Below are 24,113 nucleotides of genomic sequence, written 5' to 3' on the forward strand. Positions count from 1 at the left end.
ATGCGGGGAGAAATGTCCGGCAGGACAATGAGGGGCGGCGCTAACTTTAACGAGTAAAGCAGCTCACACTCCAACCGCGCCTATGTCTGTGCCCGAGTGCAAAAATGACGGAAAAAATCATCCTCGCTTCAGGCAGCCCGTTCCGCAAGGCGATGCTGGTCCATGCCGGCGTCGACATCGAGGCGGTTCCCGCGACGCTGGACGAGCGGGCGCTGGAAGCACCCTTGCAGGACAGCGGCGCCTCGCCCGAGGACGTCGCCCTGGTGCTCGCCGAAGCAAAGGCCACCGACGTCAGCGAGCGGAGGCCCGGGGCACTGGTGCTTGGCTGCGACCAGACCTTGTCGCTCGGTGACGAGGTGTTCCACAAGCCGGCCGACATGGAGGGCGCGCGCCGCCATCTCCTGGCGTTGTCGGGCAAGACCCATCAGCTCAACAGCGCCGCCGTGCTGGTGCGCGACGGCAAGGTGCTGTGGCGCCATGTCGGCATCGCCTCGATGACCATGCGCAAGCTCGACCCCGCCTTCGTCGGCCGGCATCTGGCCCGTGTCGGCGTCAAGGCGTTGTCGAGTGTCGGCGCCTATCAGGTCGAGGGAGAAGGCATCCAGCTGTTCGAAAAAATCGAAGGCGACCATTTTACCATTGTCGGCCTACCGCTGCTGCCGTTGCTGGCGGAGCTGCGCGCACTGGGAGCCATCGATGGCTGAAACCTCGAAAAAGGCCTTCGTCACCGGCCACCCCATAAAACATTCGCGCTCGCCGATGATCCACGGTCACTGGCTGGTCAAGCATGGCATTGAAGGCAATTATCGGGCGATCGATGTCGCGCCCGAATACTTCGCCGAATTCCTGGCGACCCTGCAGGCGAACGGTTATCGCGGCGGCAACGTCACCATCCCGCACAAGGAGGCGGCTTTTGCCAGGGTCGCGCGCCGCGACCATGCGGCCGACGAGATCGGCGCCGTCAACACGCTGTGGTTCGAGGACGGCACTTTGTGGGGCGGCAACACCGACGGCCATGGCTTTGCCGCCAATCTCGACGACCACGCTCCGGGCTGGGCGTCCAACGGCCCGGCCGTGGTGCTGGGTGCCGGCGGCGCCTCCCGTGCCGTCATCCATGCGCTGAAGGAGCGCGGCGTCGGCGACATCCGCATCGTCAATCGCACGCTCGCCCGGGCAATGGAGTTGCGCGACCGCTTTGGCGGCGGGGTGTCGGCGCATCCCCTGGCCGCGACCGGCGAATTGCTGCGCGACGCCGGCCTGCTGGTCAACACAACTGCGTTGGGCATGCAGGGCAATGAGGGTCTGCCCGCCGATCCCAGGGGTCTGCCCGCCGACCCCAGGGGTCAGCCCGCCGACCCCAGACTGCTGCCCGACCACGCGGTGGTCAACGACATCGTCTATGTGCCGCTCGAGACCCCCCTGCTCGCCGCCGCACGGGCACGAGGGCTGAAGACGGTCGACGGGCTCGGCATGCTGCTCAACCAGGCGGTGCCCGGCTTCGAACGCTGGTTCGGCGTCAGGCCGAAGGTGACGGCTGAACTGCGCTCACTCATCGTTGCCGATCTGGTGCCCAAATCTCCGGCGCCGAAACCATGATCGTGCTCGGCCTCACCGGATCGATCGGCATGGGCAAGTCGACCACGGCCGGGATGTTCGCCGAAGCAGGCGTGCCGGTGCATGATTCCGACGAGACGGTGCACCGCCTCTATGCCGGCAAGGCGGCCCCCCTGGTCGAGGCCGCCTTTCCAGGCACCACGGTTCACGGAAGCGTCGACCGCGCGAAGCTCGGCGCCCGTGTGCTCGGCGATGCGGCATCCATGAAAAAACTCGAGGCCATTGTCCACCCGCTGGTCCGTGCCGATGCCGATGCCTTCCTGGCCAGGCATCTCGACGCAGGCGAATCGCTCGTGGTCCTCGACATCCCGCTGCTGTTCGAAACGGGCGGCCGTGGCCGCGTCGACAAGGTCGTCGTGGTGACGGCGCCGGCCGAAGTCCAGCGCCGGCGCGTGCTGGCGCGGCCTGGCATGAGCGAGGAAAAACTGGCGTCGATTCTGGCCAAGCAGGTGCCGGATGCCGAAAAGCGCCGGCTGGCCGATTTCGTCATCGACACCGGCGAGGGGCTGGACGCCGCGCGTGCGGCGGTTGCTTCGGTCATTGCCGAAATCAAGGGATAAGTCGGCTCCTGACGCAGGCCGTCAGCATTGCCCATTGCCATTTTGTTCCGGCCTGACGATTCTGCTCCCAGGAGCAACCTGATTCGATGCGCGAGATTATTTTCGATACGGAAACCACCGGCCTCGATTCGCGCGACGACCGCGTCATCGAGCTTGGCGGCGTCGAGCTGGTCAATCGCTTTCCGACCGGCAGGACCTTCCATCATTATATTAACCCGCAAGGCCGCGCGATCCATGCCGAGGCGCAGTCCGTGCACGGCATCAGCGCGGCCGATCTCGCGGGCATGCCGAGCTTCGCCGAAATCGCCGAGGAATGGCTGAAATTCACGGAAGGCGCCAAGCTGGTCGCCCACAACGCCACCTTCGATATCGGCTTCCTCAATGTCGAATTTGGCCGGCTCGGTCATCCGCCTGTCGATAACGGGCTTGTCGTCGATACGCTGGCTCTGGCGCGCCGCAAGCACCCGATGGGACCCAATTCGCTCGACGCGCTGTGCCGGCGCTACGGCATCGACAATACCAAGCGGACCAAGCACGGCGCCCTGCTCGATTCCGAATTGCTGGCAGAGGTCTATATCGAGCTGATCGGCGGCAAGCAGGCCGCACTGATCCTCGACAGCGCCACCGCGCCGGCCCAGGGCGGCAACAATGTCAGGCATATCGAGATCATCGTTGCCGAGCGCCCGGCGCCGCTTGTGCCGCGCCTGACCGAAGCGGAGCGCACGGCGCACGCCGCCATGGTCGCGACGCTCGGCGAAAAGGCGCTGTGGCTGAAAGCCTCCCCCCAGCAAGCAGCCCAGGCGCTGTCCTCGTAAAACCATCCGAGGAGCGGCCTCAGTAGGGCCACTCCCTCCGGCCCAGCGCGGCAACCGCCGCAATTATGCGCGCAAAAGCCTCCGCCGCGGCCGGCACGGTCGTGCGGGCGCGCAGGAAACTGTGCACGAGGCGGGGCTCCTCATGCCACCAGGCCTTGCCGCCGGCCTCCAGGACAAGGTCGCGATAGACTTCACCGTCCGACGACAGCGGATCGCATTCGGCCGCGATGACCACCGTTGGCGGCAGGCCGGAAAAGTCGCGGTCGCGCAGCGGCGAGAAGGTCGGACCGTCGGGCGATTGCTTCCTGGCTGAGCGCAGGTCCCGGTAGAAGGCGGCGTCGCTCGTCGACAGCAACGGCGCATCGGCGTGTTCGACGTAGGAGCCGATCGCCTCGTTGCCGCCGAGATCGGGATAGATCAGCACCTGGCCGATCGCGGCGCGCGGATGGTGACGCGTGGCCTGTGCCACCGCCGCCGCCAGATTGCCGCCCGCGCTTTCACCGCAGAGCAAGAGCGGCAACTCGCTGGTCGCTGCCGCCCATTCGAAAGCCACCAGCGCATCGTCGAAGGCGGCCGGGTGGAGATGCTCGGGTGCCAGCCGGTAATCGACCGACAGCACGTCGAAGCCGGTGCCGGCGCAGATTTCGGCGCAGATGTCGTCATGGCTTTCGAGCCCGCCGAGGATGAAACCGCCGCCGTGGAAATAGAGCACTGTCGCGCGCGGTGTGGCGCCGGCGTGCCGGTAGCGGCGAACCGGGATATCATGGCTCGAAGCGGCGACTAGGCTGTCCGTGGCCATGACTCCGGGCGGGCGGCCTTGGTGGAAGGCCCGGCACATCCTGGCATAGACCGCGCGCTGCTTGTCGATCGGCAGGCCGACGATCTCGGGCGGGTACCAGGCGTTGACGCTTTCGATATAGGCCCAGAGCGCCGGGTCGAGCCATGGTCCGTATTTGCCGCGGCTGGTCATTTCAGTCCGAGGGGCACGTCAAAGCTCGGCATAGAGATGGGCGGCGTTTTCAAAAGTGAAGCGCAGGGGTACCGAGCCTTCGACCTGCCAGACGGTTACCGTCTCGCCGGCCAGCAGCCGGCAGGCGCCGCCGGTGTCGGTAACCGCGCCGCCATAGAGCCGGTTGGCTAGGTTGAGGATGCCGGTCTGGTGCATGGCCATGCTGCCGCTGCCGCAGGCATCCTTGACCAAAAGCACGCGAAAGCCCCTTGCCACGGCATCCCTGACCGACGCGTCGATACAGGCCTCGGTCCACACGCCAGCTATGACAAGCCATTCGATGCCGGAAGCCTTGAGCCGGTCGCCAGCCGGACCGGAGCGGAAGGCGCTGGCCTCGGCCTTGATCAGCACCGCCTCGCCATTGCCGGGCGCCACCTCGTGGCAGATCTCGGTCAGCGGGTCGCTCTTGTCGGAAAAGGCCGACTTGCCGTCTTCGCCGACCGGATGAAAGGGCCGGTCCTGGCTGTCGAGATCGACGATATAGGCCCAGTGATGAAGCGGCACATGGTTTTGCCGCGCCGCCGCCTGCAGGCGCTGCACGTTGGCGAGGATTCTTTCGTAGCCCTCGACAAGGTAGCGCTTGTCCTGCCGGTGCTCTTCCTGCAGGTCGATGAACACGGCGGCCACCGTGCCGCGCTTGAGGGAGATAGGGCTTTTCATGCGAGTGGTCTCATGCGACCGCGCCTGGTTCGAAAGCCAACGCCAGTCCGTCCCGTGGGCTGTCGGAACTCTTGCAGGCCGGCCGAAGCCTCCCCGACTTCGTCATCCACGGGCGGAGCGGGAGCGAAGCGGACGCGCAGACCCGAGGATCCATGCGGTGACCTCGACCGTCGCGTGCAGCGGAGCAGATCCGCACCGTTGCCGGCGCGCTGAAGTCGCGGCATGGATCCTAGGGTCCGCGCCGCGTCGCAACGCTCCTTGCTTCGCCCTGGGATGACGAAGCGAGGGGTGTTTCGCCCGTTTACGGTGAGGTGGCCAACCCACATCAAACCTGCGTCTCCAGAAACTCATCCTCATAGGGAAAGCGCGACAGGAGCTCGGTGCCGGTCTCGGTGATCAGGATTTCGTCCTCCAGCTTGACGCCTTCGCGGCCGCCCTTCTCGCCAATATAGCTTTCCACGCTCACCACCATGCCTGGCACGATATGGCCGTCGCGGCCATAGGTCTCGTAATCCATGGCATGCGCGATGAACGGCGTCTCGCCATGCATGCCGACGCCGTGCATGACCGAGGTGTAGCGCTGGTCGACGAAGCGGTCCGGAATTTTCCACGCCTTCTCCGCGATCTCGCGGAACGCCATGCCGGGCTTCACGATGGAAATATTATGCTGAACCTGATCGTGCGCCATGCGGTAGAGCGACTTCTGATAAGGCGTCGGCTTGCCCGGCCCGCAGCGGAAGGTGCGGGAAAAATCCGAATAATAGCCGTAACAGCCGATCGTGTCGGTATCGAGCGCCAGCAATTCGCCGGGCCTGATCTTGCGGCCGCTGGCCTCGTTGAACCACGGATTGGTGCGCTGGCCCGAGGTCAGCAGCCGGGTCTCGATGAATTCGCCACCCTGGCGGATGACCTCGCCATACATGATGGCGAACAGATCGTTTTCGGAGACGCCGGGCTTGATCGCCTCGCGCACCGCATAGACGGCGGCCTCGGCGCCGGCCATCGACACCTGCAGGCATTTCACCTCCTCCGGCGTCTTCACGGCGCGCACGGCCAGGATTTCGCCCTGGCAATCGCGAACCTCGCAGCCGCGCTTTTCAAGCGCCAAGGCCTGCAAATGGCTGCAGCGGTCGAGCCCGAGTTTCATCGAGCCGCCGCCGTGCCTTCTCAGCAGTTCGGCGATCTCGTCGGCGAAGGGCCCGGCGGTCTCGTCGTCGCGGCCGGAGACCGAAGACCAGACCAGCTTGGAAGGACGCGCCTCGTCGATCGTGTCGAGCACCATCGAGACATGGTAGCTCTGCGGATATTCGAACAACACGATCGGCCCGTCGGTCGGAATGAAGAAATAGCGGGTCGAGTTGCGCAGGAAATAACCGAACATGTTGCGCGAGCCGGTGGCATAGCGCTGGTTGTAGGGATCGAACAGCACGACGCCGCCATAGCCAGCGTCACGCATCCAGCCGCGCAGTTTGTTGAGCCGGCCTTTGCGCAAGGCGTCGGCATCGATGAAGGACGGCTCGGTGTCTGACAGCCACATGCCGCCGGCCGGATCGGCCGCGGCCGGGTGGCGCATGCGATCCTTGAAGTCGACGTCCTCGGTGCTGTCTGGGTCGAATACGACGATGCTCATGGGGTGCCTGGCCTTGGCTGGATTGCAAGGCGAGACCATGGCGCAGAAGGTGAGAAAACATTGTGCGAAAAACCGCGTTTGTTATGCGGTATGCCGCTGAGCTAATGCCGCCGCGCCAGCTTCGGCGGATGGCCGTGCTCCTCGCGAAAGGCACGGGCAAAGCTCGACATAGAGGCAAAACCGCAGGCCAGCGCCACGTCGCGCACAGCCAGCGTCGAGTGCGCCAAGAGGTCGGCGGCGCGTTTCAGCCTGAGCCGCCGATAATAGCCATTGGGCGAGATGGCGAGTTCGGAGCGGAAGGAGCGCTCGAGCTTGTCGGAGGAAACGCCGAGCCTTGCCGTCAGCTCGGCCATGCCGAGCCGCTCCTCCACCGCGTCCTCCATGATGGCGATGGCCGACAGCACCAGCTCGTTTTGCACGCCGGTGCGCAGGCGCAAGGGCATCAGCTTGCGGTCGACGCTGGAGCGCAACTGGCTGTGCACGAACCACTCGGCGACGCCCGCGGCAAGTTCGGCGCCGTAATCCCGGGTGATGATCTCCAGCATCATGTCGAGGCTGCCGACGCCGCCGGCCGAGGTGAAACGCTTGCGGTCGATCACATAGAGATCGCGCCGCAGCTCGATGTTGGGAAAGGCCTCGGTGAAGGCGGCCTGGCTGGTCCAGTGCAAGGTGCAGGCATGGCCGTCGAGCAGGCCCGCACGGGCCAGGAAGAACGCCGCATCCGCGACCGCGCCGATATGAGCGCCGGCGCGCAGGCTGCGGCGGATCCAGCTCGCGGCGTCCTCGGCGACGAGATGATCGGCGTCGCCGCCAGAGCAGACCACGATGCGGTCGACCTTGGGCGCTGCCTCGGCGTAAAAGCCTCGCTGGATGACGACGCCGTTCGAGGCCTCGACCGGACCCTGGGTCGCCCCGACGATGATCCAGCGGTAGCATTGCCGCTTCGCCAGTAGGTTGGCGGCGCGCAGTGGCTCGATGACCGAGCTGAACGCCATCATCGGAAAGCCGGGGAACACCAGCACCGCGAAGGTGAGCGGGGCGTCCGAGGGTTTGGGTGGTTCGCGCGTGGCCATGGCGTCCGGAGCCGGGAGGATCGGGGACTACAATTCGGGCAGATGGGCTTCGGGGTCAACGGGATTCGGCCGAAGGCAAAGGGGCGAACGCAGGCGCTCAGTCCAGATACCGCGACACGCGCGCCTTCAGAAGCGCGATCAGCTCCGGGTCCATGAATTCATAGTCGTCGGGGATATCGAGGCAGATCACCTTGGCCGCCTTCAGGCCAGCCCTGAATTGCTTCCGCAGTTTCGTCCGGTGGGTTTTCTCCATGACAAAGATGATGTCCGCCCAGCCGACGAGTTCGTGCGTCAGCGGCGTGTCGGCATCATGATTGGTGCCGGCCGAGGCGACTTCGATGTCGCGCCGCGTGGAAAACACCTGCTCGGCGGTCGGGCTGCGCAAGCGGTTCTGGCTGCAGACGAAAAGGACGTTTTTCAACGTTACTGTCTCTTGGTGAGCATGATCTCGTCCGAAAACCGGTTCCTTTTTTTCGGGATCATGCTCTACCGCGCCAGATCGGCCACAACGGCGTCGAGCACGATCATACCGGCCGGCGTGGCGCGCAGGCGGGAATTGCCGATCGGCGCCACCAGGCCTTCGCCCTGCAGCACCGACAGCCGCGCGCTCGACAGGCCGCGCCCGGAGAAGGCCTCGTAGCGGGAGAGGTCGATGCCTTCGGCGAGCCTGAGCCCCATCAAAAGAAACTCGTCCGCCTCTTCGGAGCGCGTCAGGAGCTCGCCGCCAGTGATGCCATGGCCCTTGGCCTCGACCAGATTGGCCCAGGTTTCCGGCATCCGTTCGGCGATGGTCACCACACGATGGCCGTTCTCGACGAAGCGGCCATGCGCGCCGGGGCCGACGCCGACATATTCGCCGTAGCGCCAGTAGGTCAGATTGTGCCGGCTTTCGGCCCCCGGCCTGGCGTGGTTGGAGATCTCGTAGGCCGGGAGGCCGTGCGCCGACGTGATCTCCTGCGTCAGTGCATAGAGATCGGCGGCGTGGTCGTTATCGGGAACGACGAATTTCTTCGCCGCGTGCAGCGCATGGAAGGGCGTGCCTTCCTCGATGGTCAGCTGGTACAGCGATAGGTGGTCGGCGGCATGGCCGATCGCCTGTTCGAGTTCCGCCTGCCAATCCTCTGGCGTCTGCCCGGGACGCGCATAGATCAGGTCGAAGGACAGACGCGGAAAGATGTCGCGCGCGAGCCCGATGGCGTGCAAGGCTTCCCTGACGTTGTGCAGCCGGCCGAGAAAACGCAAATCCTTGTCGTTCAGCGCCTGCACGCCGAGCGAGACGCGGTTGACGCCCGCCGCCCGGTATCCGCGAAACCGCTCCGCCTCGACCGAGGACGGGTTGGCCTCGAGCGTTACCTCGATGCCGTCAGGCACCGTCCAGTTCCTGGCCACGGCGTCCAGGACCCTGGCCACGGTTTCCGGCTTCATCAGCGACGGCGTGCCGCCGCCGAGGAAGATGCTGGTCACTTCGCGTGGCCCGGTGCGCTGGCGCATCGTTGCCAACTCCGCCTCGAAGGCGGCGGCGAAGCGCTCCTGGTCGACCGGCTGGTGGCGGACATGGCTGTTGAAGTCGCAATAGGGGCACTTGGCCGCGCAGAACGGCCAATGCACGTAGACGCCGAAGCCGGGACCGCTGTCGAGCGCCATGGTGGTGCCGGATCCGATCATGCCGAGCCAAGCCTCACCGAGCCAAGCCGGGCTTGGGCGAATTTCTGGAAGGCGCGGGCGCGGTGCGACAGCGCCGTCGCCTGGCCGGGTTTCCAGCCGTGCTTTTCCTCCGCGCTCATCTCGCCGAAGGTCTTGTCGAAGCCATTGGGCAAAAACACCGGATCGTAGCCGAAGCCGAGCTCGCCGCGCGGCGGCCAGACCAGCGTGCCCTCGGCCTCGCCGCGATAATATTCGGCCTCGCCGTCGGGAAAGGCGAGGCAGATGACGGCGACAAAGCGGCCCGTGCGCCGTTCGGGCGTGGCCGCGCCAACTTCCTGCATCGCCACTTCGGTGCGCTGCATGGCCATGGCGAAATCGCGCGATCCGTCCGGAGTCTCGGCCCAGTTCGCGGTATAGACGCCGGGCGCGCCGTCGAGCGCGTCGACACACAGGCCAGAATCGTCCGACAGTGCCGGCAGCCCGGTCGCCTTTGCGGCGGCAAAGGCCTTGATGTAGGCGTTTTCCTCGAAGGTGGTGCCGGTTTCGTCCGGCTCGGGCAGGCCATACGCCTTGGCCGATTTCGCCTCGAAGCCGAACGGCCCCATCAGCTCGGCGAATTCGCGCAGCTTGCCTTCATTGTGGCTGGCGACGACGATCTTCTTGCCATCAAGCGTATGGAGGTTTGGCGAATGCATCAAAGGTCCCAGATTCTCGGCTCGGCGAACTCGATCGAATTGCCCGAAGGGTCGCGTATATAGATCGAACGGCCACCTTGCGGCCATTCGAATTCGCTTTCGATGGCGATTTTCTTCGCCATGAGATGGGCTTTCCAAAGCTCAATTTCATCGGCGGTCGCGGCAAAGCACAGATGGCCCTCGCCGACCGCGCCGTGCGGTGGCACTTTCAGCCTTGCATCGGGTGCGGGCGGAATTTTGGTCGCCTCGGCGTTGAAGACGAGCAGCACGCCCACGCCACAGCGGAAGAACAGGTGGCGGCCGTCGACCTTGCCGAGGGGAGTGAGGCCGAGAATGTCGGTGTAGAAGACTTCTGCTTCAGCGAGGTCGGTGACGTAGAGGGCCGATTCCAGGATTGCGGAGGGTGTCACGAGGCGCCCCCCTCTGCCCTGCCGGGCATCTCCCCCTCAAGTGGGGAGATTGGCGGTTTCAGCTCCGCCGCACATCCTGCGCCGTTGATAGATGTCGAAAGCCGATCGAACATCCGATCTCCCCCCTTGAGGGGGAGATAGCCGGCAGGCCAGAGGGGGGCGCCCAGGCTCGGCATCGAAAACTCAGGCCACCGCAATCTGCTGCAGGCTGACCAACCGGGAAATGCCCTTCTTGGCCAGGCCCATCAAGGCCGCGAATTGCTCTTCGGAGAAAGGCTCGCCTTCGGCGGTGCCCTGGATCTCGACGATGCCGCCCTTGCCGGTCATGACGAAATTGGCGTCGGTGCCGGCCGAGGAATCCTCGATATAATCGAGATCGATGACCGGCTGGCCGTCATGGATGCCGCAGGAAATCGCCGCGACATGATCCTTCAGCACTTTCGAAACGCTGGCCATCTGCCGCGCTTCCATCCAGCGCAGGCAGTCATACAGCGCCACCCAGCCGCCGGTGATCGAAGCGGTGCGAGTGCCGCCATCGGCCTGGATGACGTCGCAGTCGACGGTGATCTGCTGTTCGCCCAGCGCCTGCAGGTCGACCACGGCGCGCAGCGAACGGCCGATCAGCCGCTGGATTTCCAGCGTGCGGCCGCCCTGCTTGCCGGCTGAGGCCTCGCGGCGCATGCGCTCGCCGGTCGAGCGTGGCAGCATGCCATATTCGGCCGTCACCCAGCCCTTGCCGGAATTGCGCATCCAGCCAGGCACCTTTTCCTCCAGGCTGGCGGTGCACAGGACATGCGTGTCGCCGAACTTCACCAGGCACGAGCCTTCGGCATGCTTGGAGACGCCGCGCTCGAAGGATATGGCGCGCATTTCGTCGAATTGGCGTTTGGAGGGGCGCATTCGGCCTGCTTTCTTGTCATTTTTTGAATCGTGGCCGGCTTGTAGCCCCACCAAGCCCATGGCGCAAAGGAAAATGGCCGAGCGATCCGGCACAGACACCGGGTTGCGCGCGGCGCACCGAAGTCTATATCCTTGAACCAGAGGTTTTTGGCCGAATGACCAAGGCAGTCGATCCCGTTTCGCAGTCGTTGGCTCTTCAGTCACTCGACATGCGCTCGCGCGACATCTTCCGGCGCATCGTCGATTCCTACCTGCGGGACGGCGAACCCGTGGGCTCGCGCAGCCTGTCGCGCATCCTGCCGTCCTCGCTGTCGCCCGCCACCATCCGCAACGTGATGAGCGACCTCGAGCATCTCGGGCTGATTTATGCGCCGCACATCTCGGCCGGGCGCCTGCCGACCCAGGCTGGCCTGCGTTTCTTCGTCGACGCCTTCATGGAGCTTGGCGACCTCTCCGACGAGGAGCGCCGCACCATCGAGGCACAGGTGCGGGCCTCCGGCTCGGGCGCGACGCTGGAGCATATGCTGACCGAGGCCAGCCAGATGCTGTCGGGCATGTCGCGCGGCGCCGGCCTGGTGCTGGCGGCCAAGAACGAGGTGGCGCTCAAGCATATCGAATTCATCCAGCTGGAGCCGACCAAGGCGCTTGCCGTGCTGGTCTCGCAGAATGGCGATGTCGAGAACCGCGTCGTCGAGTTGCCCGCCGGCATCACCGTCTCGCAACTGCACGAGGCCTCGAACTTCCTCAACGCGCATATTCGCGGCCGCACGCTGGCCGAGGCGCGCACCGAGATCGCCCGCATCAAGGAAGAGACGAGAGCCGCCCTCGACACGCTGTCGCAGGACCTCGTCGAGAAGGGACTTGCGGTGTGGGCCGGCGCCGAAAGCGGCCTGCCGGCGCGGCTCATCGTGCGCGGCCGCGCAAATCTGCTGGAAAACGTCACCGCCCAGGCCGACATCGAACTCTTGCGCCACCTGTTCGAGGACATGGAGACGCAGGACGGGCTGATCCAGCTGCTCGACCTCGCCGAGCAGGGATCGGGCGTGCGCATCTTCATCGGCTCGGAGAACAAGCTGTTCTCGCTGTCGGGCTCGTCGCTGGTGGTGGCGCCCTATCGCGACAAGGACGCCCGCGTCGTCGGTGCGCTCGGCGTCATCGGCCCGACCCGGCTCAACTATGCCCGCATCGTGCCGATGGTGGATTATACGGCGCAGCTGATTTCCCGCATGCTGAGGTAAGAGAGCCGAGGAATTATCGCTTTGGTTTCCATGCCGGAATTCGACCGCGAGTGACTTCGAGAGTCGCCATCCCCGGGCTTGTCCCGAGGACGATGACTTTCCTGGCGGGGCCCAATCCAAACAGGCTGCAAAGGAGAAAAAGAATGGCGCTCGAATCGTTCAAGGCCCAGATCAGTCTGCTGCTCGAAGAGATGGTCAACCAGCCGGAGGACCAGCACGAAATTCAGGAACAGCTGCGCGAAAAACTACGGGAAATGCGCGCCATGGGCCTGCCGTTGCCGGCCGATCTCGTTGAATTGGAAAAACGCCTGGACGACGATTTTTACGCTGCCGGGACCTGATTCCAGGAGGTTGCTTCAAGTCATTGTGCGTCACGGAACCCACGGGCAAACCGATCGTTGATTTCCCTCACGACTGATTGGAGGAAGTGATGCGACTGGCTGGACTGGCGATGTCCGCACTGTTTATCACGACCGCGGCGCTCGCCCAGCAAGCGGACCAGCCTCTGCTCAAAGGTACGGCCGCCTTCGGCGACTGGCGGGCGGACAGGCCCGGCATACGCCGGCTGATCAAGCCGGAAGACCTGCCGAAGCCCTATGTAACCGAATCCGCCTCCAACAGCGCCGGCGTAATCGACATGCCGGCGGATGCAAGGCCGCATCTGCCGCCGGGGTTTTCGGCCGAGTTGATCGCCTCGGGGATCGACAATCCGCGCGTCGTGCGCATCGCACCCAATGGCGACCTGTTCGTTGCCGACAGCAAGGCCAACCAGGTCCGCGTCTATCGCCTGGCGAAGGGCAGCGCGAAAGCCGCTGAGAAAAGTATCTTTGCCGGCGGTCTCAACCGGCCCTATGGCATTGCCTTCTATCCCCCGGGCAAGGACCCGCAATGGGTCTACGTCGCCAATAGCGACAGCATCGTGCGTTTTGCCTATGGCAATGGCGACCTGAAGGCCTCGGGCGAGCCGCAAACCATCGTCGGTGACATCCCCTCGACCCACCACTGGACCCGCGACATCGCCTTCTCGCCCGACGGCAAGACACTTTACCTCTCCGTCGGCTCCGGCTCGAATGTCGCCGAGGACATGGGCAAGAGGCCCAGGGGCGGGCTCGACGCCTGGGCCAAGGCTGAGCCGCTCGGCGCCAGTTGGGGTTCCGAGGCGGGCCGGGCCGAGGTCCGGGCCTTCGATCCCGACGGCAAGAATGGCCGCACAGTCGCCACCGGCTTGCGCAACTGTTCGGGCATGACCGTCCAGCCGGCGACCGGCGCGCTATGGTGTGTCGTCAACGAGCGTGACGGGCTCGGCGACAATGTGCCCGCCGAATACGCGACATCGGTCAGGGAAGGCGCCTTCTATGGCTGGCCCTGGTATTATATCGGCGACAATGAGGACCCGCGCCACAAGGGCGAGCGGTCCGATCTCGCCGGCAAGGCTGACAATCCCGACGTGCTGATGCAGGCGCATTCGGCCCCGCTCAACATCGCCTTCTACGATGGCAAGGATTTGCCCGCCGAAGCCGGCTTTCCCCAGGCGTATCGAGGCGACGCCTTCGTTGCCCTGCACGGCTCTTGGAACCGCGGCAGCAGGACCGGCTACAAGGTGGTCCGGCTCAAGTTCAAGGACGGCAAGCCGACCGGCGAATACGAGGATTTCATGACCGGCTTCGTCGTTTCCAATGGCGAAGTGTGGGGCCGCCCGGTCGGCGTTGCGGTGGCCAGCGACGGATCCTTGATCGTCTCCGAGGACGGCAACGGCACGATCTGGCGCGTGACTTACAATGGCGACCGCTCCTGATCTTCTTGCGAACCGGTCCAATGCCGTCTGGTGCAAGCGAATCCCGCGCTCAGGGCGTTCTCCTGGAGGCCGTCCCGTGCGACAAGGCCGCGACCGCCCTTGGACGCCACGCCATGACCCTCACCGGATTCCTCGCCTACAGTGCCGCTCTCGGTATCGCCGCCGCCATTCCTGGCCCCGGCGTCACCGCGCTGGTCGCGCGTGCGCTGGGCTCGGGCTTTCGCTCGTCGCTGGCCATGTCCTTTGGCCTCATGCTTGGCGATCTCACCTACCTGACCGCCGTGGTGCTGGGTCTCGCTTTCGTCGCGCAGGAGTTCGGCATGGTATTCCTGGCCATCAAATGGGCCGGCGTCGCCTACCTGGCTTTTCTCGGCTGGCGCTTCTGGACCGCCGGCATCAGACCCGAAACCGTCGAAGCCCGGAAGGGCAAGGGCGGATTGCTGTCGAGCTTCGTCGCCGGCCTCACCGTGACGCTCGGCAATCCGAAGACGATGATCTTCTACCTCGCCATCACGCCGACCATCGTCGACCTGAAGACGATCACGCTCGCCGATTACGGCATTCTCGTCGCGCTGACGGTCATCGTCCTGTTCGTCGTGCTGCTGCCTTACCTGGTGCTGGCGGCCAAGGCGCGCTGGTTCCTGAAGTCGCCGCGCGCGCTGAGGGTGCTGAACCGCACCGCCGGCGCCTTCATGGTTGGCGCGGCGGCGGCGATCGCCGCCCGCCAGTAGGTCGTTTCAGCCAAACCATTCCCCGGCCTGGGCTGTTTCGAGAAATGCGTTTCCGAGGGCCAGGCGTTTTCAGCACGCGCCCCCACTCGGATATTTTCCAGCCGCGGCCTATCTTGCGCGGTTGAAAGCCCTATTCTGTCGGCGACTGCCAATTGCCTGAAATCCAGGGAGCGAAACCAATGAACAAGCCCGTCACTTCAGCCCGTGTGCCCGGCCGCGGCCGCATCTACAATTCCATCACCGACACGATCGGCGACACGCCCCTGGTACGGCTCGACAAGTTCGCCAAGGAGAAGGGCATCGTCGCCAATCTGGTCGCCAAGCTCGAATTCTTCAATCCGATCGCCTCGGTCAAGGACCGTATCGGCGTGGCGATGATCGAGGCGCTGGAAGCGGCGGGCAAGATTGCCCCAGGCAAGACCACGCTGATCGAGCCGACATCCGGCAACACCGGCATCGCGCTCGCCTTCGCCGCCGCCGCCAAGGGCTACAAGCTGATCCTGACCATGCCGGAGACGATGTCGGTAGAGCGCCGCAAGATGCTGGCGCTGCTCGGCGCCGAACTGGTGCTGACCGAAGGTCCGAAAGGCATGAAGGGCGCCATCGCCAAGGCTGACGAACTGGCCGCGACGATCCCCAACGCCATCATTCCGCAGCAGTTCGAAAACCCCGCCAATCCGGAAATCCATCGCACGACGACGGCCGAGGAAATCTGGAACGACACGCAGGGCGAAGTCGACATCTTCGTCGCCGGCATCGGCACCGGCGGCACCATCACCGGCGTCGGCCAGGTGCTGAAGAAGCGCAAGCCCTCGGTCCAGATCGTCGCGGTCGAACCGGAGGCCTCGCCGGTGTTGTCGGGCGGCCAGCCCGGCCCGCACAAGATCCAGGGCATCGGCGCGGGCTTCGCGCCAAAGATCCTCGACACAACGATTTATGACGAGATCGTCAAGGTCTCGAACGAGGATTCGGTCGCCAATGCGCGCCTCATCGCCCGCCTCGAAGGCGTGCCGGTCGGCATCTCGTCGGGTGCCGCCCTGCAGGCAGCAATCGTCGTTGGCTCGCGGCCCGAGAACAAGGGCAAGACCCTGGTGGTGATCATCCCGTCCTTCGCCGAGCGGTATCTGTCGACGATCCTGTTCGAGGGGCTGGGGGCTTAGGGCTTCGATACCCAGGAACAGCAGCGCTGGCCCGCTAGCGTGGTTTGTATTGCGCGTGAGCCTGGCCCGCAGAAAAACTCCCCTTGGCGCCGCCGCGCCGCTTGAGCCGACCACTGCTTCCGGTTCATATCACCCCCGGCTCGCGAGAAGACGGGCCGGGGAGGATTTCATGTACAAGCTCTACACGCGTCCGGGCAGCGGCGGCTTTGTCGTCGAGGCAGCGCTGGCGCTGATCGATGCGCCTTTCCAGCAGATCGACGTGCCGAAAAGCGAGGCGCCCGATCCTGCCTTCCTCGCCATCAGCCCGTTGAACCAGGTGCCGGTGCTGACCTTGCCGGACGGACGCTCGATCACCGAATCGGCGGCGATCTGCATCCTGCTCGCCGAGCGCCACCCGCAAGCCCGCCTGGCGCCGACCGCCGACGAACCGGCGCGCGCGGAGTTCCTGCGCTGGATGGCGTTCATGTCCTCGGTGCTCTACCCGGCGGTGCTGCGGCTCTACTACGCCCATCGCTACACGACGGATGCCGAAGGGTCGAAGGCGGTGAAACAGGCGGCGGTCGCCGAGATGGACCGCGGTTTTGCCGTCGTCGACGCAGCCTTGCGCGACCGCGACTGGCTCGCCGGCGATCAGATGTCGCTGGCCGACATCTATCTCGTCATGCTGGTGGCCTGGCATCCCGACATCGAGATGGCGCGGGCGGTCTGGCCCGGTATCGAACGCCTGTGGGCGCGGTTGCGCGAGCATCCGCTGATGAAGACGCTCAACACGTCGCACGAGATGTGGCCGGCCTGAGCGGAAACCTCACTGTCCGAGCGCGGCGCGTTTGGCCTGCAGGAACCGGCGCACCGCCGGATCGCGCTCGAGGCCGATAGCCCGATCATAGGCTTCGACCGCCTGCGCTCCCTGGCCGAGCCTGGCCAGCAGGCCGGCACGCGCGGCCCAGTAGGGCTGGTAGTCATTGAGCCGCTTGTCGTCGCCCAGCACGTAAAGAGCCGCCAAACCCGCCACCGCGCCCTCGGTCTCGGCGATCGCCACCGCGCGGTTGATCGCCACGACCGGCGACCCGGCGATCGAAAACAGCGCTTCGTAGAGCCCGCGGATCGCCGCCCAGTCGGTGCGGCCACGAAGCCGTCGCGCGGCATGCGCCGACTGTACCGCCGCCTCGAGCTGATAACGGCCGATCGTGCCCATGGTGGCGGCGCGGCCGAGCAGGGCTTCCGCCTCGTCGACCAGGGCATGATCCCACAATGCATGGTCCTGCTCGGCGAGCGGCACATACTCTCCGGCCGGGTCGCGCCGCGCCGCACGGCGCGCCTCGGCGAACAGCATCAGAGCCAGCAGGCCCAGCGCTTCCGGCTCGTCGGGCAGCAGCGAGGCCACCAGCCGGCCGAGCCAGATACCTTCGGTGGCGAGGTTCCGGCGCCGCGTCTCGGTACCGGCCGGATCGGACCAGCCCTCGGCGAAGGCGGCGTAGATCGCCTCCAGCACCGCGCCCAGCCTTTCGCCGAGTTCGGCCCGCTCCGGCACGCGGAACGGAATGCCGGTCTCGCGGATGCGGCTCTTGGCGCGCACCAGGCGCTGGCCCATCGTTGACGGCGAGAGCAGGAAAGCGGAAGCGATCGTCGCGGCATCGAAGCCGAGGATGGTCTGCAGGATCAGCGGTGCCCGCACGCCCGGTTCGATCGCCGGATGGGCGCAGGCAAACATCAGCCGCAATCGTTCGTCGGGCAGGTCGTCATCGATCATGCGCGCCTCCGCCTCCTCGGCAATCAACTTGAGATGCTCGCGGCCGGCTTCGCTGGTCAGCCGCCGCCGCACCGCATCGACACGCCGCCGCCTTGCCACCGCGAGCAACCAGGCTTCCGGCTTTTCCGGCACGCCGGTTCGCGGCCAGCGTTCAAGCGCCGCCGCAAAGGCGTCGGCCAGCGCATCCTCCGCCGCGGCCACGTCGCGCGTGCGCGCCGCCAGCCAGGCGACCAGCTTGCCATAGCTCTGCCGGGCGGCTGTCTCGGCCGCCGCCCGGGCAATTTCGGGTCGAGTGTCCATCACGCCGTCACTTCTTGGGCAGATAGTCGGCCATTTCCCAGATCGGTCGCACCTCGACGGTCCCGGTGCTGGCCGCCGGACAGCGCGCCGCCCAGGCGATCGCGGCGTCGGCGTCCTCGGCTTCGATCATGTAGAAGCCGGCAAGCTGCTCCTTGGTGTCGGCATAGGGGCCGTCGAGCACGCTGGTCTTGCCGTCAGTCATCCGGACCAGGGTGGTCGCCTGGCTCGGGCGCAGCCTGTCCCCGGCCAGCCAGGTGCCGGACTTCTTCAGCGCTTCCGTGTAGGCGTCGTAGGCGGCGCTCATCTGATAGGTCGCCTCGGTCGGCACGTTCGCCATCGCGGCTTCGTCGGCGTAGATCATAAGCATGTATCGCATGGGTCTCTCCCGTGGTTTGGAAGGCCGCTTCGTTGCGGGCCGAACGTATGTCGCGCGGCGGCGACCGATTTCGACAGGTCACGGAAAAACTTTCGGCTTCGTCGCGAAGTTTCGCAAGAACCGTATCTCACCTTCGGTGCCGGGCGACATCCACTGCCGCACTGGCGGCGATACCTGGCGGCCCTATCCTTGTCGCAGACAAGCAGACGAGGCGGAGCGACAGGAGTAAGACAATGGAACTCGTCACCCACAAGAAGTTCAAGAACGGCCGCTTGATGCCATGGGGGAAGGGCACGGTCGTCAGCGGCGCGAAGGGAACTGTCTATCTCTGTGGAAACACGGCGACATCGGACGATTACGATCCGGCCGGCAAAGCGGGCGGCGGCTTCGCCGGCGATGTGGCGGCGCAGTGGCGCGCGGTTCTCGGCTCCATCAAATCGGACCTGGAAGAGCTCGGCAGCGGGCTGGACCATCTCATCAGGCTGACCTTCTTCGTCAGAGGGCCCTTTCCCGACGGCGGTGTTCTCAGCTCTCCCAATTTTCGCCTCGACGTGCTGGACGCTTTCTTTGCCGAGCACTGCCCCAAGCACTGCAGTTACAACAATCCGCCGCCCTCGGAAGTAATTGGCGTCGCGGCGCTTGCCCAGGCAGACATCATGATTGAGATCGTCGCGGTCGCGGCGCTGCCGGATTGAAAGGCAATGCGGCCGCGACGTGCCGTGCCGCGGTTTTGCACCTTAACCGTCGGTCTAATGCGCCCGGGGTGGGTGCTCAGCGTCGTGTCCTGCTCGCCGCGACCGGCGCGACCGGCGATGGCTGGACGCTGTGCACGGTTCAGGGCTGCCTGGAACTCGGCCAGGCGGCGGGCGGCGTTATCGTGCTCGAACCCCTGTGTGCCGGACAGCGCGAGCGAGGCGCGGTAGATCAGCGGCTGCACCGAAGGATTCAGAGGGACGGCCTGCGTTGGGAGGACTCGTCGCGGACGGGCGGTCACACTGGCCTCGGCTGCTTATGTCCTATGACACTAAGGCAGCCGATGGCGGCGTCAAAGACGCGGCGTTGCCGCACGGCGGCGGTCGGCCAGGGCAGGGCGTTCGGCGCGATAGGCGGTGGCGCGGCTGTCGGCGCCCGGCCTGCAGATGCGGCTGTCGTGGCGGCTTTCGAAGCTCATGGTCAGTGCGCGCCCAGCGACGTGCCGCGACGGGCGCAGGCCGGACCCGGTCCGCGCATGTAATAGCGCTCGGGCCGGTAGGTCGGCGCGACGAATTCGCGGATGGCGGCGGCATAGCCGATGAGTTGCGTGAGGAAGTTCATTTTATCTGGTCCCTGTCCCGATTTTCGGACGTCCCTTCCGAAGTGCGGGAACGATAGCATCGAGGCGTGAATACTCAGTGAACGTGATGTTAATTTTTGGTCGAAAACCCGCCGCTTCATGGCCGGATTGCGGCTGATTCGGGGTGTTTCGACGCCTTTTGTCACCATTTCGGTCGGTGTGACTTTTGCATCACATATGTTTCGTTTGAATGTCGCCTTGGCGCGCTTGTGTTTCAACTTTCTTGCCGCCCGGGAATTTCCTTGCCGCGCGGCCGCGAGCGTTCGGAACCCGCCCCACCAATGGACGTTGAGACGCAGGACCGGCATTGCCGGCTCACAGGCACTGCCCAGGCAGGCCGGAACCTCCCGAGCAAGCAAGAGCAATGGAAAGGCTGAAATCATGGGCTTCTTTTCGAAGGACATCAAAACGCTGGACGACCTCTTCGTACACACGTTGCGCGACATCTATTACGCCGAAAAGCAGATCGAGAAGGCGTTGCCGAAGATGGTCGACAAGGCAACCGATCCGCAATTGAAGGCCGGCTTCGAAAAACACCTCGAGCAGACCAAGGGCCATATCGAACGCGTCGAGCAGGTGTTCGAGCTGCATGGCGTCAAGGCCAAGCAGGTGAACTGCCCGGCCATCGACGGCATTCTCGAGGAGGCCGACGACGTCAGCGGCGATGTCGACGACAAGGACGTTCTGGATGCCGCGCTGATCGCCTCCGCGCAGGCCGTCGAGCACTACGAAATGACCCGCTACGGCACCTTGATCGCCTGGGCCAAGCAGCTCGGCCGCAGCGACTGCGCCAATGTGCTGGCCAAGAATCTCAAGGAAGAGCAGGCAACGGATCGTAAGCTGACCGAAATCGCGGAAAGCAAGATCAACCTGCAGGCCGCCGAATAGGGGCTGAAAGCCGGGGCCGGCGGCAACCGCGCCGGCCCCGGCGGACCGGGTTGGAACCGAGCGGGGTGGTCGCCCGTTCCAGCTGATCTTTCTCACGGGGAAATCATCATGGCGCCGCGCCCGGCCTGGAAAGGCTATCTGAAGCTCTCGCTGGTCACCTGCGCCATCGAACTGACCAACGTGGTCACCCATGCCGACAAGGTCTCGTTCCATATCCTGAACCGCAAGACCGGCAATACGGTGAAGCGGATCTATGTCGACGCCGAGACCGGCAACCCGGTCGAGGACGGCGACGAGATCAAGGGATACGAGATCGAAAAGGGCGACTTCGTCCACATAGAGGAGGATGAGATCGAGGCGGTGCAGATCGAAACCTCGCACACGATGAGCCTCGACGGCTTCGTCGACAAATCCTCGATCCGGCAGATCTATCTCGACACACCCTACTATGTCGCGCCGGCCGACAAGGTTTCGGAAGAGGCCTTCGCCGTCATCCGGGATGCGATGGCGGGCAAGAAGATGGCCGGGCTGGCGCGCATCGTCCTTTATCGACGCGAGCGTCCCGTGGTCATCGAGCCGCTCGGCAAGGGCATGGTGCTGACCACGCTGCGCTACGACAACACGGTGCGCCAGCCGGAGACTGTCTTCGGCGACATCGAGGCGGTGAAGACCGACCAGGAGATGACCGATCTGGCCGAGCTCATCATCGACAAGAAGAAGACGAAGTTCGATCCCTCGAAATTCGACGACAAATATGAGGACGCCCTGCTCGAACTGATCCGCGCCAAGAAGGCGGGGCACAAGGCGCCCAAGGCCAAGGAGGCGCCCAAACCCTCCAATGTCGTCAACCTGTTCGACGCGCTGAAGAAGAGCCTGTCGTCGGATTCGGCGCCAACCAAGTCATCCCCGGCGAAAGCCAAGCCGGCGGCCAAACGTGCCAAGGCGAAAAGCGTTGCGCCGAAGCGCAAATCGGCCTGAGGATACGAGATGGCCAGCAGCCTCGAACAGTACCATTCGAAGCGTGACTTCAAGAAGACCGCCGAGCCGGCGGGCAAGGTTGCGCGCGGCAAGCAGGACGGCGGCATCTTCGTCGTCCAGAAGCATGCCGCCACACGGCTGCATTACGATTTTCGACTTGAGTATGACGGCGTGCTGTGGAGCTGGGCGGTGACGCGCGGTCCGAGCCTCGACCCGCACGAAAAGCGGCTGGCCGTGCATGTCGAGGATCACCCCATCGACTATGCCGGCTTCGAAGGTACCATCCCCAAGGGCGAATATGGCGGCGGCTCGGTCCTCGTCTGGGACGAGGGCACCTGGATGCCCGAGGGCGATCCGGCCAAGATGATGGCGAAGGGCCACATCAACTTCGAGCTCGAGGGGCACAAGCTGCATGGCAAATGGCATCTGGTGCGGCTGCGGCCGCGCCCTGGCGAAAAACGCGACAACTGGCTGCTGATCAAGTCGGACGATGCCGCCGCACGCCCCGGCGAGGATATTCTGCAAGACGAGCCGAAATCGGTGAAATCGGGCCTGACGATCGAGGAGGTCGGTGAAGGCAAGGCGGCCAAGGGCGAGAAGCCGAAGGTCTGGCATTCGAACAAGCCGGCCGCCGGCAAGGCCAGGACCGGCGGCAAGAAGCTCGATTTCATCGAGCCGCAGCTCGCCACGCTGGAGCGCGACGCACCCTCGGGCCAGGACTGGCTGCATGAGGTGAAGTTCGACGGCTACCGCATGCAGGCGCAGATCGCCGGCACCGACGTTCGGCTCCTGACCCGCACCGGCCTCGACTGGACGGAAAAATTCGGCGGCGAGATCGCGGCCGAACTCGCCGCGCTGAAATGCAGCGACGCCATCCTCGACGGCGAGATCGTCGTTCTGGCCGACAGCGGCGTGTCGTCCTTTGCGCTGCTGCAGCAGGATCTGTCGGCGAAGCGGACGAATCGCTTCATCTATTACGTCTTCGACCTGATGCGGCTAGACGGCAAGGATTTGCGCCGGGAGCCGCTTGTCGAGCGCAAGCAGGCCTTGCAGGCCCTGCTCGGCGAACCTTCCGACGCCGCGGCGGTGCGTTTTTCCGACCATTTTGCGGAACCCGGCAAGATCATGCTGGAACATGCCTGCCGCATGGGGCTGGAAGGCGTCGTCTCAAAGCGCGCCGATGCGCCCTACCGCGGCGGGCGCGGTCCGACATGGGTCAAATCGAAATGCACGGCACGGCAGGAATTCGTGATTGGCGGCTATCTGCCGTCGGACAAGACCGGACGCGGCCTGCGCTCGCTGCTGGTCGGCTATTTCGAAGACGGCGGCCTGCACTATGCCGGCCGTGTCGGCACCGGCTTCTCCACCAAGAGCGCCAACGACCTGAAGAAGAAGCTCGATGCGCTGAAGGCGGACGCCTCGCCCTTCGATGCGGCCGTGCCGAAGGGTAAGGGCCTGGTCTGGGTCAAGCCGGAACTGGTCGGCGAAGTGGAGTTTCGCAGCTGGACGTCGGACCGTATAATACGCCATGCTTCGTTCCAGGGGTTGCGCGAGGACAAGCCGGCGGAGGAAGTCGTGCAGGAAAAGCCCAAGGCAACGGGAACAGGGGCCACGGGAACCAAGGCAGCGACAGGCAAGAGCCCCGCCAAGGCCAAGCCGGCGGCAGGCAACGCCAACACGGCAGCAACCGCGGCGAAAACCACCGTGAAGCTGTCCCACCCGGACAAGCTTCTGTGGCCCGACGAAAAGATCTCGAAGCAGGCCCTGCTCGATCATTACGCGCTGGTATGGCCGCGCATGAAGCAATTCGTGGTCGACCGCCCGCTCAGCCTGGTCAGGGCGCCCGATGGCGTCGGCGGCCAGCGCTTCTTCCAGAAGCATGCCTCGCCCGGCATGCATGCGAAAATCGAGAAGACCAAGGATCCCACGGATGGCGAGGAAATCCTGTTCATCCGCGATTTCGATGGCATCGCGGCGCTGGTCCAGCTCGGCGTGGTCGAGATCCACATCTGGGGCTGCACCATCGACAAGCTTGAACAGCCCGACCAGATCGTCTTCGACCTCGACCCCGACGAGGGCGTCGATGTGAAGGCGGTGCGCGAGGCGGCGCTCGACATCAGGGGCAAGCTCGACGAGCTGTCGCTGCCCAACTTCGTCAAGACATCGGGCGGCAAGGGCTTTCACGTCGTCGTTCCGCTGAAGCCGTCGGCGGATTGGGCCGAGGTCAAAGGCTTCGCCCATGATTTTGCCAGGGCGCTGGAGCAAGGCGCGCCGGACCGCTACACCGCGACGCTGTCGAAGAAGGCGCGCACGGGAAAGATCTTCGTCGACTATTTGCGCAACGGCAGCGGCGCGACCACCGTCGCGCCCTACTCCTCGCGCGCCAAGAAGGGCGCGACGGTGTCGATGCCGGTGACCTGGGCCGAGATCGAGGCCGGCCTGCCGCCGAACGCCTTCCCGATCGGCGACAAGACGACGCTGAAACGGCTTTCCGAAGCCGATCCCTGGGTGGATTTCTTCAAGAAGGGCAAGGTGCTGAAGCGGGGGTAGCTCG

The 24,113-nt window shown here is 65.0% G+C and carries 27 protein-coding genes; 14 read left to right on the top strand and 13 right to left on the bottom strand.

The genetic code is table 11. The annotated features are described in order from the left end of the window. Window positions 1–104 precede the first annotated feature (104 nt). The 4 genes from AC3CB8_RS03885 (at window position 105) to dnaQ (ending at window position 2,989) form a co-directional block, all read left to right on the top strand. Window positions 105–704, top strand: coding sequence for a Maf-like protein (locus tag AC3CB8_RS03885; RefSeq protein WP_023782039.1), 600 nt, complete (start codon window positions 105–107; stop codon window positions 702–704). After that, on the top strand, window positions 697–1,596 hold the full coding sequence (locus AC3CB8_RS03890; protein ID WP_352563449.1) for a shikimate dehydrogenase: 900 nt from the start codon (window positions 697–699) through the stop codon (window positions 1,594–1,596). The genes AC3CB8_RS03885 and AC3CB8_RS03890 overlap by 8 nt, the downstream gene beginning before the upstream one ends. After that, on the top strand, window positions 1,593–2,174 hold the full coding sequence (gene coaE, locus AC3CB8_RS03895) for a dephospho-CoA kinase (protein ID WP_023771946.1): 582 nt from the start codon (window positions 1,593–1,595) through the stop codon (window positions 2,172–2,174). The genes AC3CB8_RS03890 and coaE overlap by 4 nt, the downstream gene beginning before the upstream one ends. Before the next feature lie 86 nt (window positions 2,175–2,260). Continuing rightward, on the top strand, window positions 2,261–2,989 hold the full coding sequence (gene dnaQ, locus AC3CB8_RS03900) for a DNA polymerase III subunit epsilon (protein WP_352563448.1): 729 nt from the start codon (window positions 2,261–2,263) through the stop codon (window positions 2,987–2,989). A gap of 19 nt (window positions 2,990–3,008) precedes the next feature. Here the strand turns inward: dnaQ and AC3CB8_RS03905 are convergent, their stop codons facing one another. The 9 genes from AC3CB8_RS03905 to rph form a co-directional block, all read right to left on the bottom strand. Further along, on the bottom strand, window positions 3,009–3,959 hold the full coding sequence (locus tag AC3CB8_RS03905; RefSeq protein WP_352563447.1) for an alpha/beta hydrolase: 951 nt from the start codon (window positions 3,957–3,959) through the stop codon (window positions 3,009–3,011). Between the two features lie 18 nt (window positions 3,960–3,977). After that, entirely contained in the window at window positions 3,978–4,658 is a 681-nt protein-coding gene (locus tag AC3CB8_RS03910) for an isochorismatase family protein (protein ID WP_023782034.1), read from the bottom strand. Window positions 4,659–4,983: 325 nt separating this feature from the next. Beyond that, complete coding sequence (locus tag AC3CB8_RS03915; protein WP_023771950.1) at window positions 4,984–6,288, bottom strand: M24 family metallopeptidase; 1,305 nt, start codon at window positions 6,286–6,288, stop codon at window positions 4,984–4,986. 101 nt (window positions 6,289–6,389) lie between these two features. Next, window positions 6,390–7,361: a GlxA family transcriptional regulator gene (locus tag AC3CB8_RS03920; RefSeq protein WP_352726416.1), complete on the bottom strand. Its 972-nt coding sequence runs from the start codon at window positions 7,359–7,361 to the stop codon at window positions 6,390–6,392. Window positions 7,362–7,458: 97 nt separating this feature from the next. After that, the gene (locus tag AC3CB8_RS03925) at window positions 7,459–7,782 is read right to left on the bottom strand and encodes a low molecular weight protein tyrosine phosphatase family protein (protein ID WP_023782031.1); all 324 of its coding nucleotides are present in this window, start codon (window positions 7,780–7,782) and stop codon (window positions 7,459–7,461) included. Between the two features lie 65 nt (window positions 7,783–7,847). Next, window positions 7,848–9,026 carry a radical SAM family heme chaperone HemW gene (gene hemW / locus AC3CB8_RS03930; protein ID WP_023782030.1) on the bottom strand — a complete coding sequence of 393 codons (1,179 nt, stop codon included), beginning with the start codon at window positions 9,024–9,026 and terminating at the stop codon, window positions 7,848–7,850. After that, window positions 9,023–9,700, bottom strand: a complete 678-nt coding sequence (gene rdgB / locus AC3CB8_RS03935) for an RdgB/HAM1 family non-canonical purine NTP pyrophosphatase (protein ID WP_023782029.1) — start codon at window positions 9,698–9,700, stop codon at window positions 9,023–9,025. Before rdgB ends, hemW begins: the two co-directional genes overlap by 4 nt. Beyond that, a complete protein-coding gene (locus AC3CB8_RS03940) occupies window positions 9,700–10,110 on the bottom strand; it encodes a VOC family protein (RefSeq protein WP_023782028.1) in 411 nt (136 codons plus the stop codon). Before AC3CB8_RS03940 ends, rdgB begins: the two co-directional genes overlap by 1 nt. 183 nt (window positions 10,111–10,293) lie before the next feature. After that, complete coding sequence (gene rph, locus AC3CB8_RS03945; RefSeq protein ID WP_352594830.1) at window positions 10,294–11,010, bottom strand: ribonuclease PH; 717 nt, start codon at window positions 11,008–11,010, stop codon at window positions 10,294–10,296. A 155-nt stretch (window positions 11,011–11,165) separates the two neighbouring features. Here rph and hrcA point away from each other — a divergent pair, with 155 nt between their 5' ends. From hrcA to AC3CB8_RS03975, 6 genes are all read left to right on the top strand, one after another. Next, a complete protein-coding gene (hrcA, locus tag AC3CB8_RS03950; RefSeq protein WP_023771957.1) occupies window positions 11,166–12,248 on the top strand; it encodes a heat-inducible transcriptional repressor HrcA in 1,083 nt (360 codons plus the stop codon). A gap of 143 nt (window positions 12,249–12,391) precedes the next feature. After that, window positions 12,392–12,589 carry a hypothetical protein gene (locus AC3CB8_RS03955; RefSeq protein ID WP_015314792.1) on the top strand — a complete coding sequence of 66 codons (198 nt, stop codon included), beginning with the start codon at window positions 12,392–12,394 and terminating at the stop codon, window positions 12,587–12,589. An 89-nt stretch (window positions 12,590–12,678) separates the two neighbouring features. After that, window positions 12,679–14,043: a PQQ-dependent sugar dehydrogenase gene (locus AC3CB8_RS03960; RefSeq protein WP_352563444.1), complete on the top strand. Its 1,365-nt coding sequence runs from the start codon at window positions 12,679–12,681 to the stop codon at window positions 14,041–14,043. 113 nt (window positions 14,044–14,156) lie between these two features. After that, on the top strand, window positions 14,157–14,774 hold the full coding sequence (locus tag AC3CB8_RS03965; RefSeq protein ID WP_023771959.1) for a LysE family translocator: 618 nt from the start codon (window positions 14,157–14,159) through the stop codon (window positions 14,772–14,774). A 179-nt stretch (window positions 14,775–14,953) separates the two neighbouring features. Further along, the gene (gene cysK, locus AC3CB8_RS03970; RefSeq protein ID WP_023782025.1) at window positions 14,954–15,934 is read left to right on the top strand and encodes a cysteine synthase A; all 981 of its coding nucleotides are present in this window, start codon (window positions 14,954–14,956) and stop codon (window positions 15,932–15,934) included. Between the two features lie 169 nt (window positions 15,935–16,103). Further along, window positions 16,104–16,730, top strand: coding sequence for a glutathione S-transferase family protein (locus tag AC3CB8_RS03975; RefSeq protein ID WP_023771961.1), 627 nt, complete (start codon window positions 16,104–16,106; stop codon window positions 16,728–16,730). Window positions 16,731–16,739: 9 nt separating this feature from the next. Here AC3CB8_RS03975 and AC3CB8_RS03980 read toward each other — a convergent pair whose 3' ends face one another. Both AC3CB8_RS03980 and AC3CB8_RS03985 read right to left on the bottom strand, forming a co-directional pair. Beyond that, window positions 16,740–17,984: an RNA polymerase sigma factor gene (locus tag AC3CB8_RS03980; protein WP_352563493.1), complete on the bottom strand. Its 1,245-nt coding sequence runs from the start codon at window positions 17,982–17,984 to the stop codon at window positions 16,740–16,742. A 7-nt stretch (window positions 17,985–17,991) separates the two neighbouring features. Then, window positions 17,992–18,360 carry a YciI family protein gene (locus AC3CB8_RS03985; RefSeq protein ID WP_023771963.1) on the bottom strand — a complete coding sequence of 123 codons (369 nt, stop codon included), beginning with the start codon at window positions 18,358–18,360 and terminating at the stop codon, window positions 17,992–17,994. 233 nt (window positions 18,361–18,593) lie between these two features. Here AC3CB8_RS03985 and AC3CB8_RS03990 point away from each other — a divergent pair, with 233 nt between their 5' ends. Then, window positions 18,594–19,055 carry a RidA family protein gene (locus tag AC3CB8_RS03990; protein ID WP_023782022.1) on the top strand — a complete coding sequence of 154 codons (462 nt, stop codon included), beginning with the start codon at window positions 18,594–18,596 and terminating at the stop codon, window positions 19,053–19,055. Window positions 19,056–19,405: 350 nt separating this feature from the next. Here the strand turns inward: AC3CB8_RS03990 and AC3CB8_RS03995 are convergent, their stop codons facing one another. Beyond that, window positions 19,406–19,531 carry a hypothetical protein gene (locus AC3CB8_RS03995; RefSeq protein ID WP_352563443.1) on the bottom strand — a complete coding sequence of 42 codons (126 nt, stop codon included), beginning with the start codon at window positions 19,529–19,531 and terminating at the stop codon, window positions 19,406–19,408. A gap of 2 nt (window positions 19,532–19,533) precedes the next feature. Then, the gene (locus AC3CB8_RS04000) at window positions 19,534–20,076 is read right to left on the bottom strand and encodes a hypothetical protein (RefSeq protein WP_352563494.1); all 543 of its coding nucleotides are present in this window, start codon (window positions 20,074–20,076) and stop codon (window positions 19,534–19,536) included. Here AC3CB8_RS04000 and AC3CB8_RS04005 point away from each other — a divergent pair. The 3 genes from AC3CB8_RS04005 (at window position 20,075) to ligD (ending at window position 24,109) form a co-directional block, all read left to right on the top strand. After that, entirely contained in the window at window positions 20,075–20,581 is a 507-nt protein-coding gene (locus AC3CB8_RS04005; protein WP_015314781.1) for a YciE/YciF ferroxidase family protein, read from the top strand. The two genes, AC3CB8_RS04000 and AC3CB8_RS04005, sit on opposite strands and share 2 nt — an antisense overlap. Before the next feature lie 108 nt (window positions 20,582–20,689). Further along, entirely contained in the window at window positions 20,690–21,559 is an 870-nt protein-coding gene (ku, locus tag AC3CB8_RS04010) for a non-homologous end joining protein Ku (RefSeq protein WP_352563442.1), read from the top strand. A gap of 9 nt (window positions 21,560–21,568) precedes the next feature. Next, window positions 21,569–24,109 carry a DNA ligase D gene (gene ligD / locus AC3CB8_RS04015; protein WP_352563441.1) on the top strand — a complete coding sequence of 847 codons (2,541 nt, stop codon included), beginning with the start codon at window positions 21,569–21,571 and terminating at the stop codon, window positions 24,107–24,109. Window positions 24,110–24,113 lie beyond the last annotated feature (4 nt).

The organism is Mesorhizobium sp. P160927 (assembly GCF_057766385.1).

Bases quoted from the DNA above. Each gene is read 5' to 3' on its own strand.
- AC3CB8_RS03885 (WP_023782039.1), top strand. From the start codon at position 105: ATGACGGAAAAAATCATCCTCGCTTCAGGCAGCCCGTTCCGCAAGGCG.
- AC3CB8_RS03890 (WP_352563449.1), top strand. From the start codon at position 697: ATGGCTGAAACCTCGAAAAAGGCCTTCGTCACCGGCCACCCCATAAAA.
- coaE (WP_023771946.1), top strand. From the start codon at position 1,593: ATGATCGTGCTCGGCCTCACCGGATCGATCGGCATGGGCAAGTCGACC.
- dnaQ (WP_352563448.1), top strand. From the start codon at position 2,261: ATGCGCGAGATTATTTTCGATACGGAAACCACCGGCCTCGATTCGCGC.
- AC3CB8_RS03905 (WP_352563447.1), bottom strand. From the start codon at position 3,959: ATGACCAGCCGCGGCAAATACGGACCATGGCTCGACCCGGCGCTCTGG.
- AC3CB8_RS03910 (WP_023782034.1), bottom strand. From the start codon at position 4,658: ATGAAAAGCCCTATCTCCCTCAAGCGCGGCACGGTGGCCGCCGTGTTC.
- AC3CB8_RS03915 (WP_023771950.1), bottom strand. From the start codon at position 6,288: ATGAGCATCGTCGTATTCGACCCAGACAGCACCGAGGACGTCGACTTC.
- AC3CB8_RS03920 (WP_352726416.1), bottom strand. From the start codon at position 7,361: ATGGCCACGCGCGAACCACCCAAACCCTCGGACGCCCCGCTCACCTTC.
- hemW (WP_023782030.1), bottom strand. From the start codon at position 9,026: ATGATCGGATCCGGCACCACCATGGCGCTCGACAGCGGTCCCGGCTTC.
- rdgB (WP_023782029.1), bottom strand. From the start codon at position 9,700: ATGCATTCGCCAAACCTCCATACGCTTGATGGCAAGAAGATCGTCGTC.
- rph (WP_352594830.1), bottom strand. From the start codon at position 11,010: ATGCGCCCCTCCAAACGCCAATTCGACGAAATGCGCGCCATATCCTTC.
- hrcA (WP_023771957.1), top strand. From the start codon at position 11,166: ATGACCAAGGCAGTCGATCCCGTTTCGCAGTCGTTGGCTCTTCAGTCA.
- AC3CB8_RS03955 (WP_015314792.1), top strand. From the start codon at position 12,392: ATGGCGCTCGAATCGTTCAAGGCCCAGATCAGTCTGCTGCTCGAAGAG.
- AC3CB8_RS03960 (WP_352563444.1), top strand. From the start codon at position 12,679: ATGCGACTGGCTGGACTGGCGATGTCCGCACTGTTTATCACGACCGCG.
- AC3CB8_RS03965 (WP_023771959.1), top strand. From the start codon at position 14,157: ATGACCCTCACCGGATTCCTCGCCTACAGTGCCGCTCTCGGTATCGCC.
- cysK (WP_023782025.1), top strand. From the start codon at position 14,954: ATGAACAAGCCCGTCACTTCAGCCCGTGTGCCCGGCCGCGGCCGCATC.
- AC3CB8_RS03975 (WP_023771961.1), top strand. From the start codon at position 16,104: ATGTACAAGCTCTACACGCGTCCGGGCAGCGGCGGCTTTGTCGTCGAG.
- AC3CB8_RS03980 (WP_352563493.1), bottom strand. From the start codon at position 17,984: ATGGACACTCGACCCGAAATTGCCCGGGCGGCGGCCGAGACAGCCGCC.
- AC3CB8_RS03985 (WP_023771963.1), bottom strand. From the start codon at position 18,360: ATGCGATACATGCTTATGATCTACGCCGACGAAGCCGCGATGGCGAAC.
- AC3CB8_RS03990 (WP_023782022.1), top strand. From the start codon at position 18,594: ATGGAACTCGTCACCCACAAGAAGTTCAAGAACGGCCGCTTGATGCCA.
- AC3CB8_RS03995 (WP_352563443.1), bottom strand. From the start codon at position 19,531: ATGAGCTTCGAAAGCCGCCACGACAGCCGCATCTGCAGGCCGGGCGCC.
- AC3CB8_RS04005 (WP_015314781.1), top strand. From the start codon at position 20,075: ATGGGCTTCTTTTCGAAGGACATCAAAACGCTGGACGACCTCTTCGTA.
- AC3CB8_RS04000 (WP_352563494.1), bottom strand. From the start codon at position 20,076: ATGATTTCAGCCTTTCCATTGCTCTTGCTTGCTCGGGAGGTTCCGGCC.
- ku (WP_352563442.1), top strand. From the start codon at position 20,690: ATGGCGCCGCGCCCGGCCTGGAAAGGCTATCTGAAGCTCTCGCTGGTC.
- ligD (WP_352563441.1), top strand. From the start codon at position 21,569: ATGGCCAGCAGCCTCGAACAGTACCATTCGAAGCGTGACTTCAAGAAG.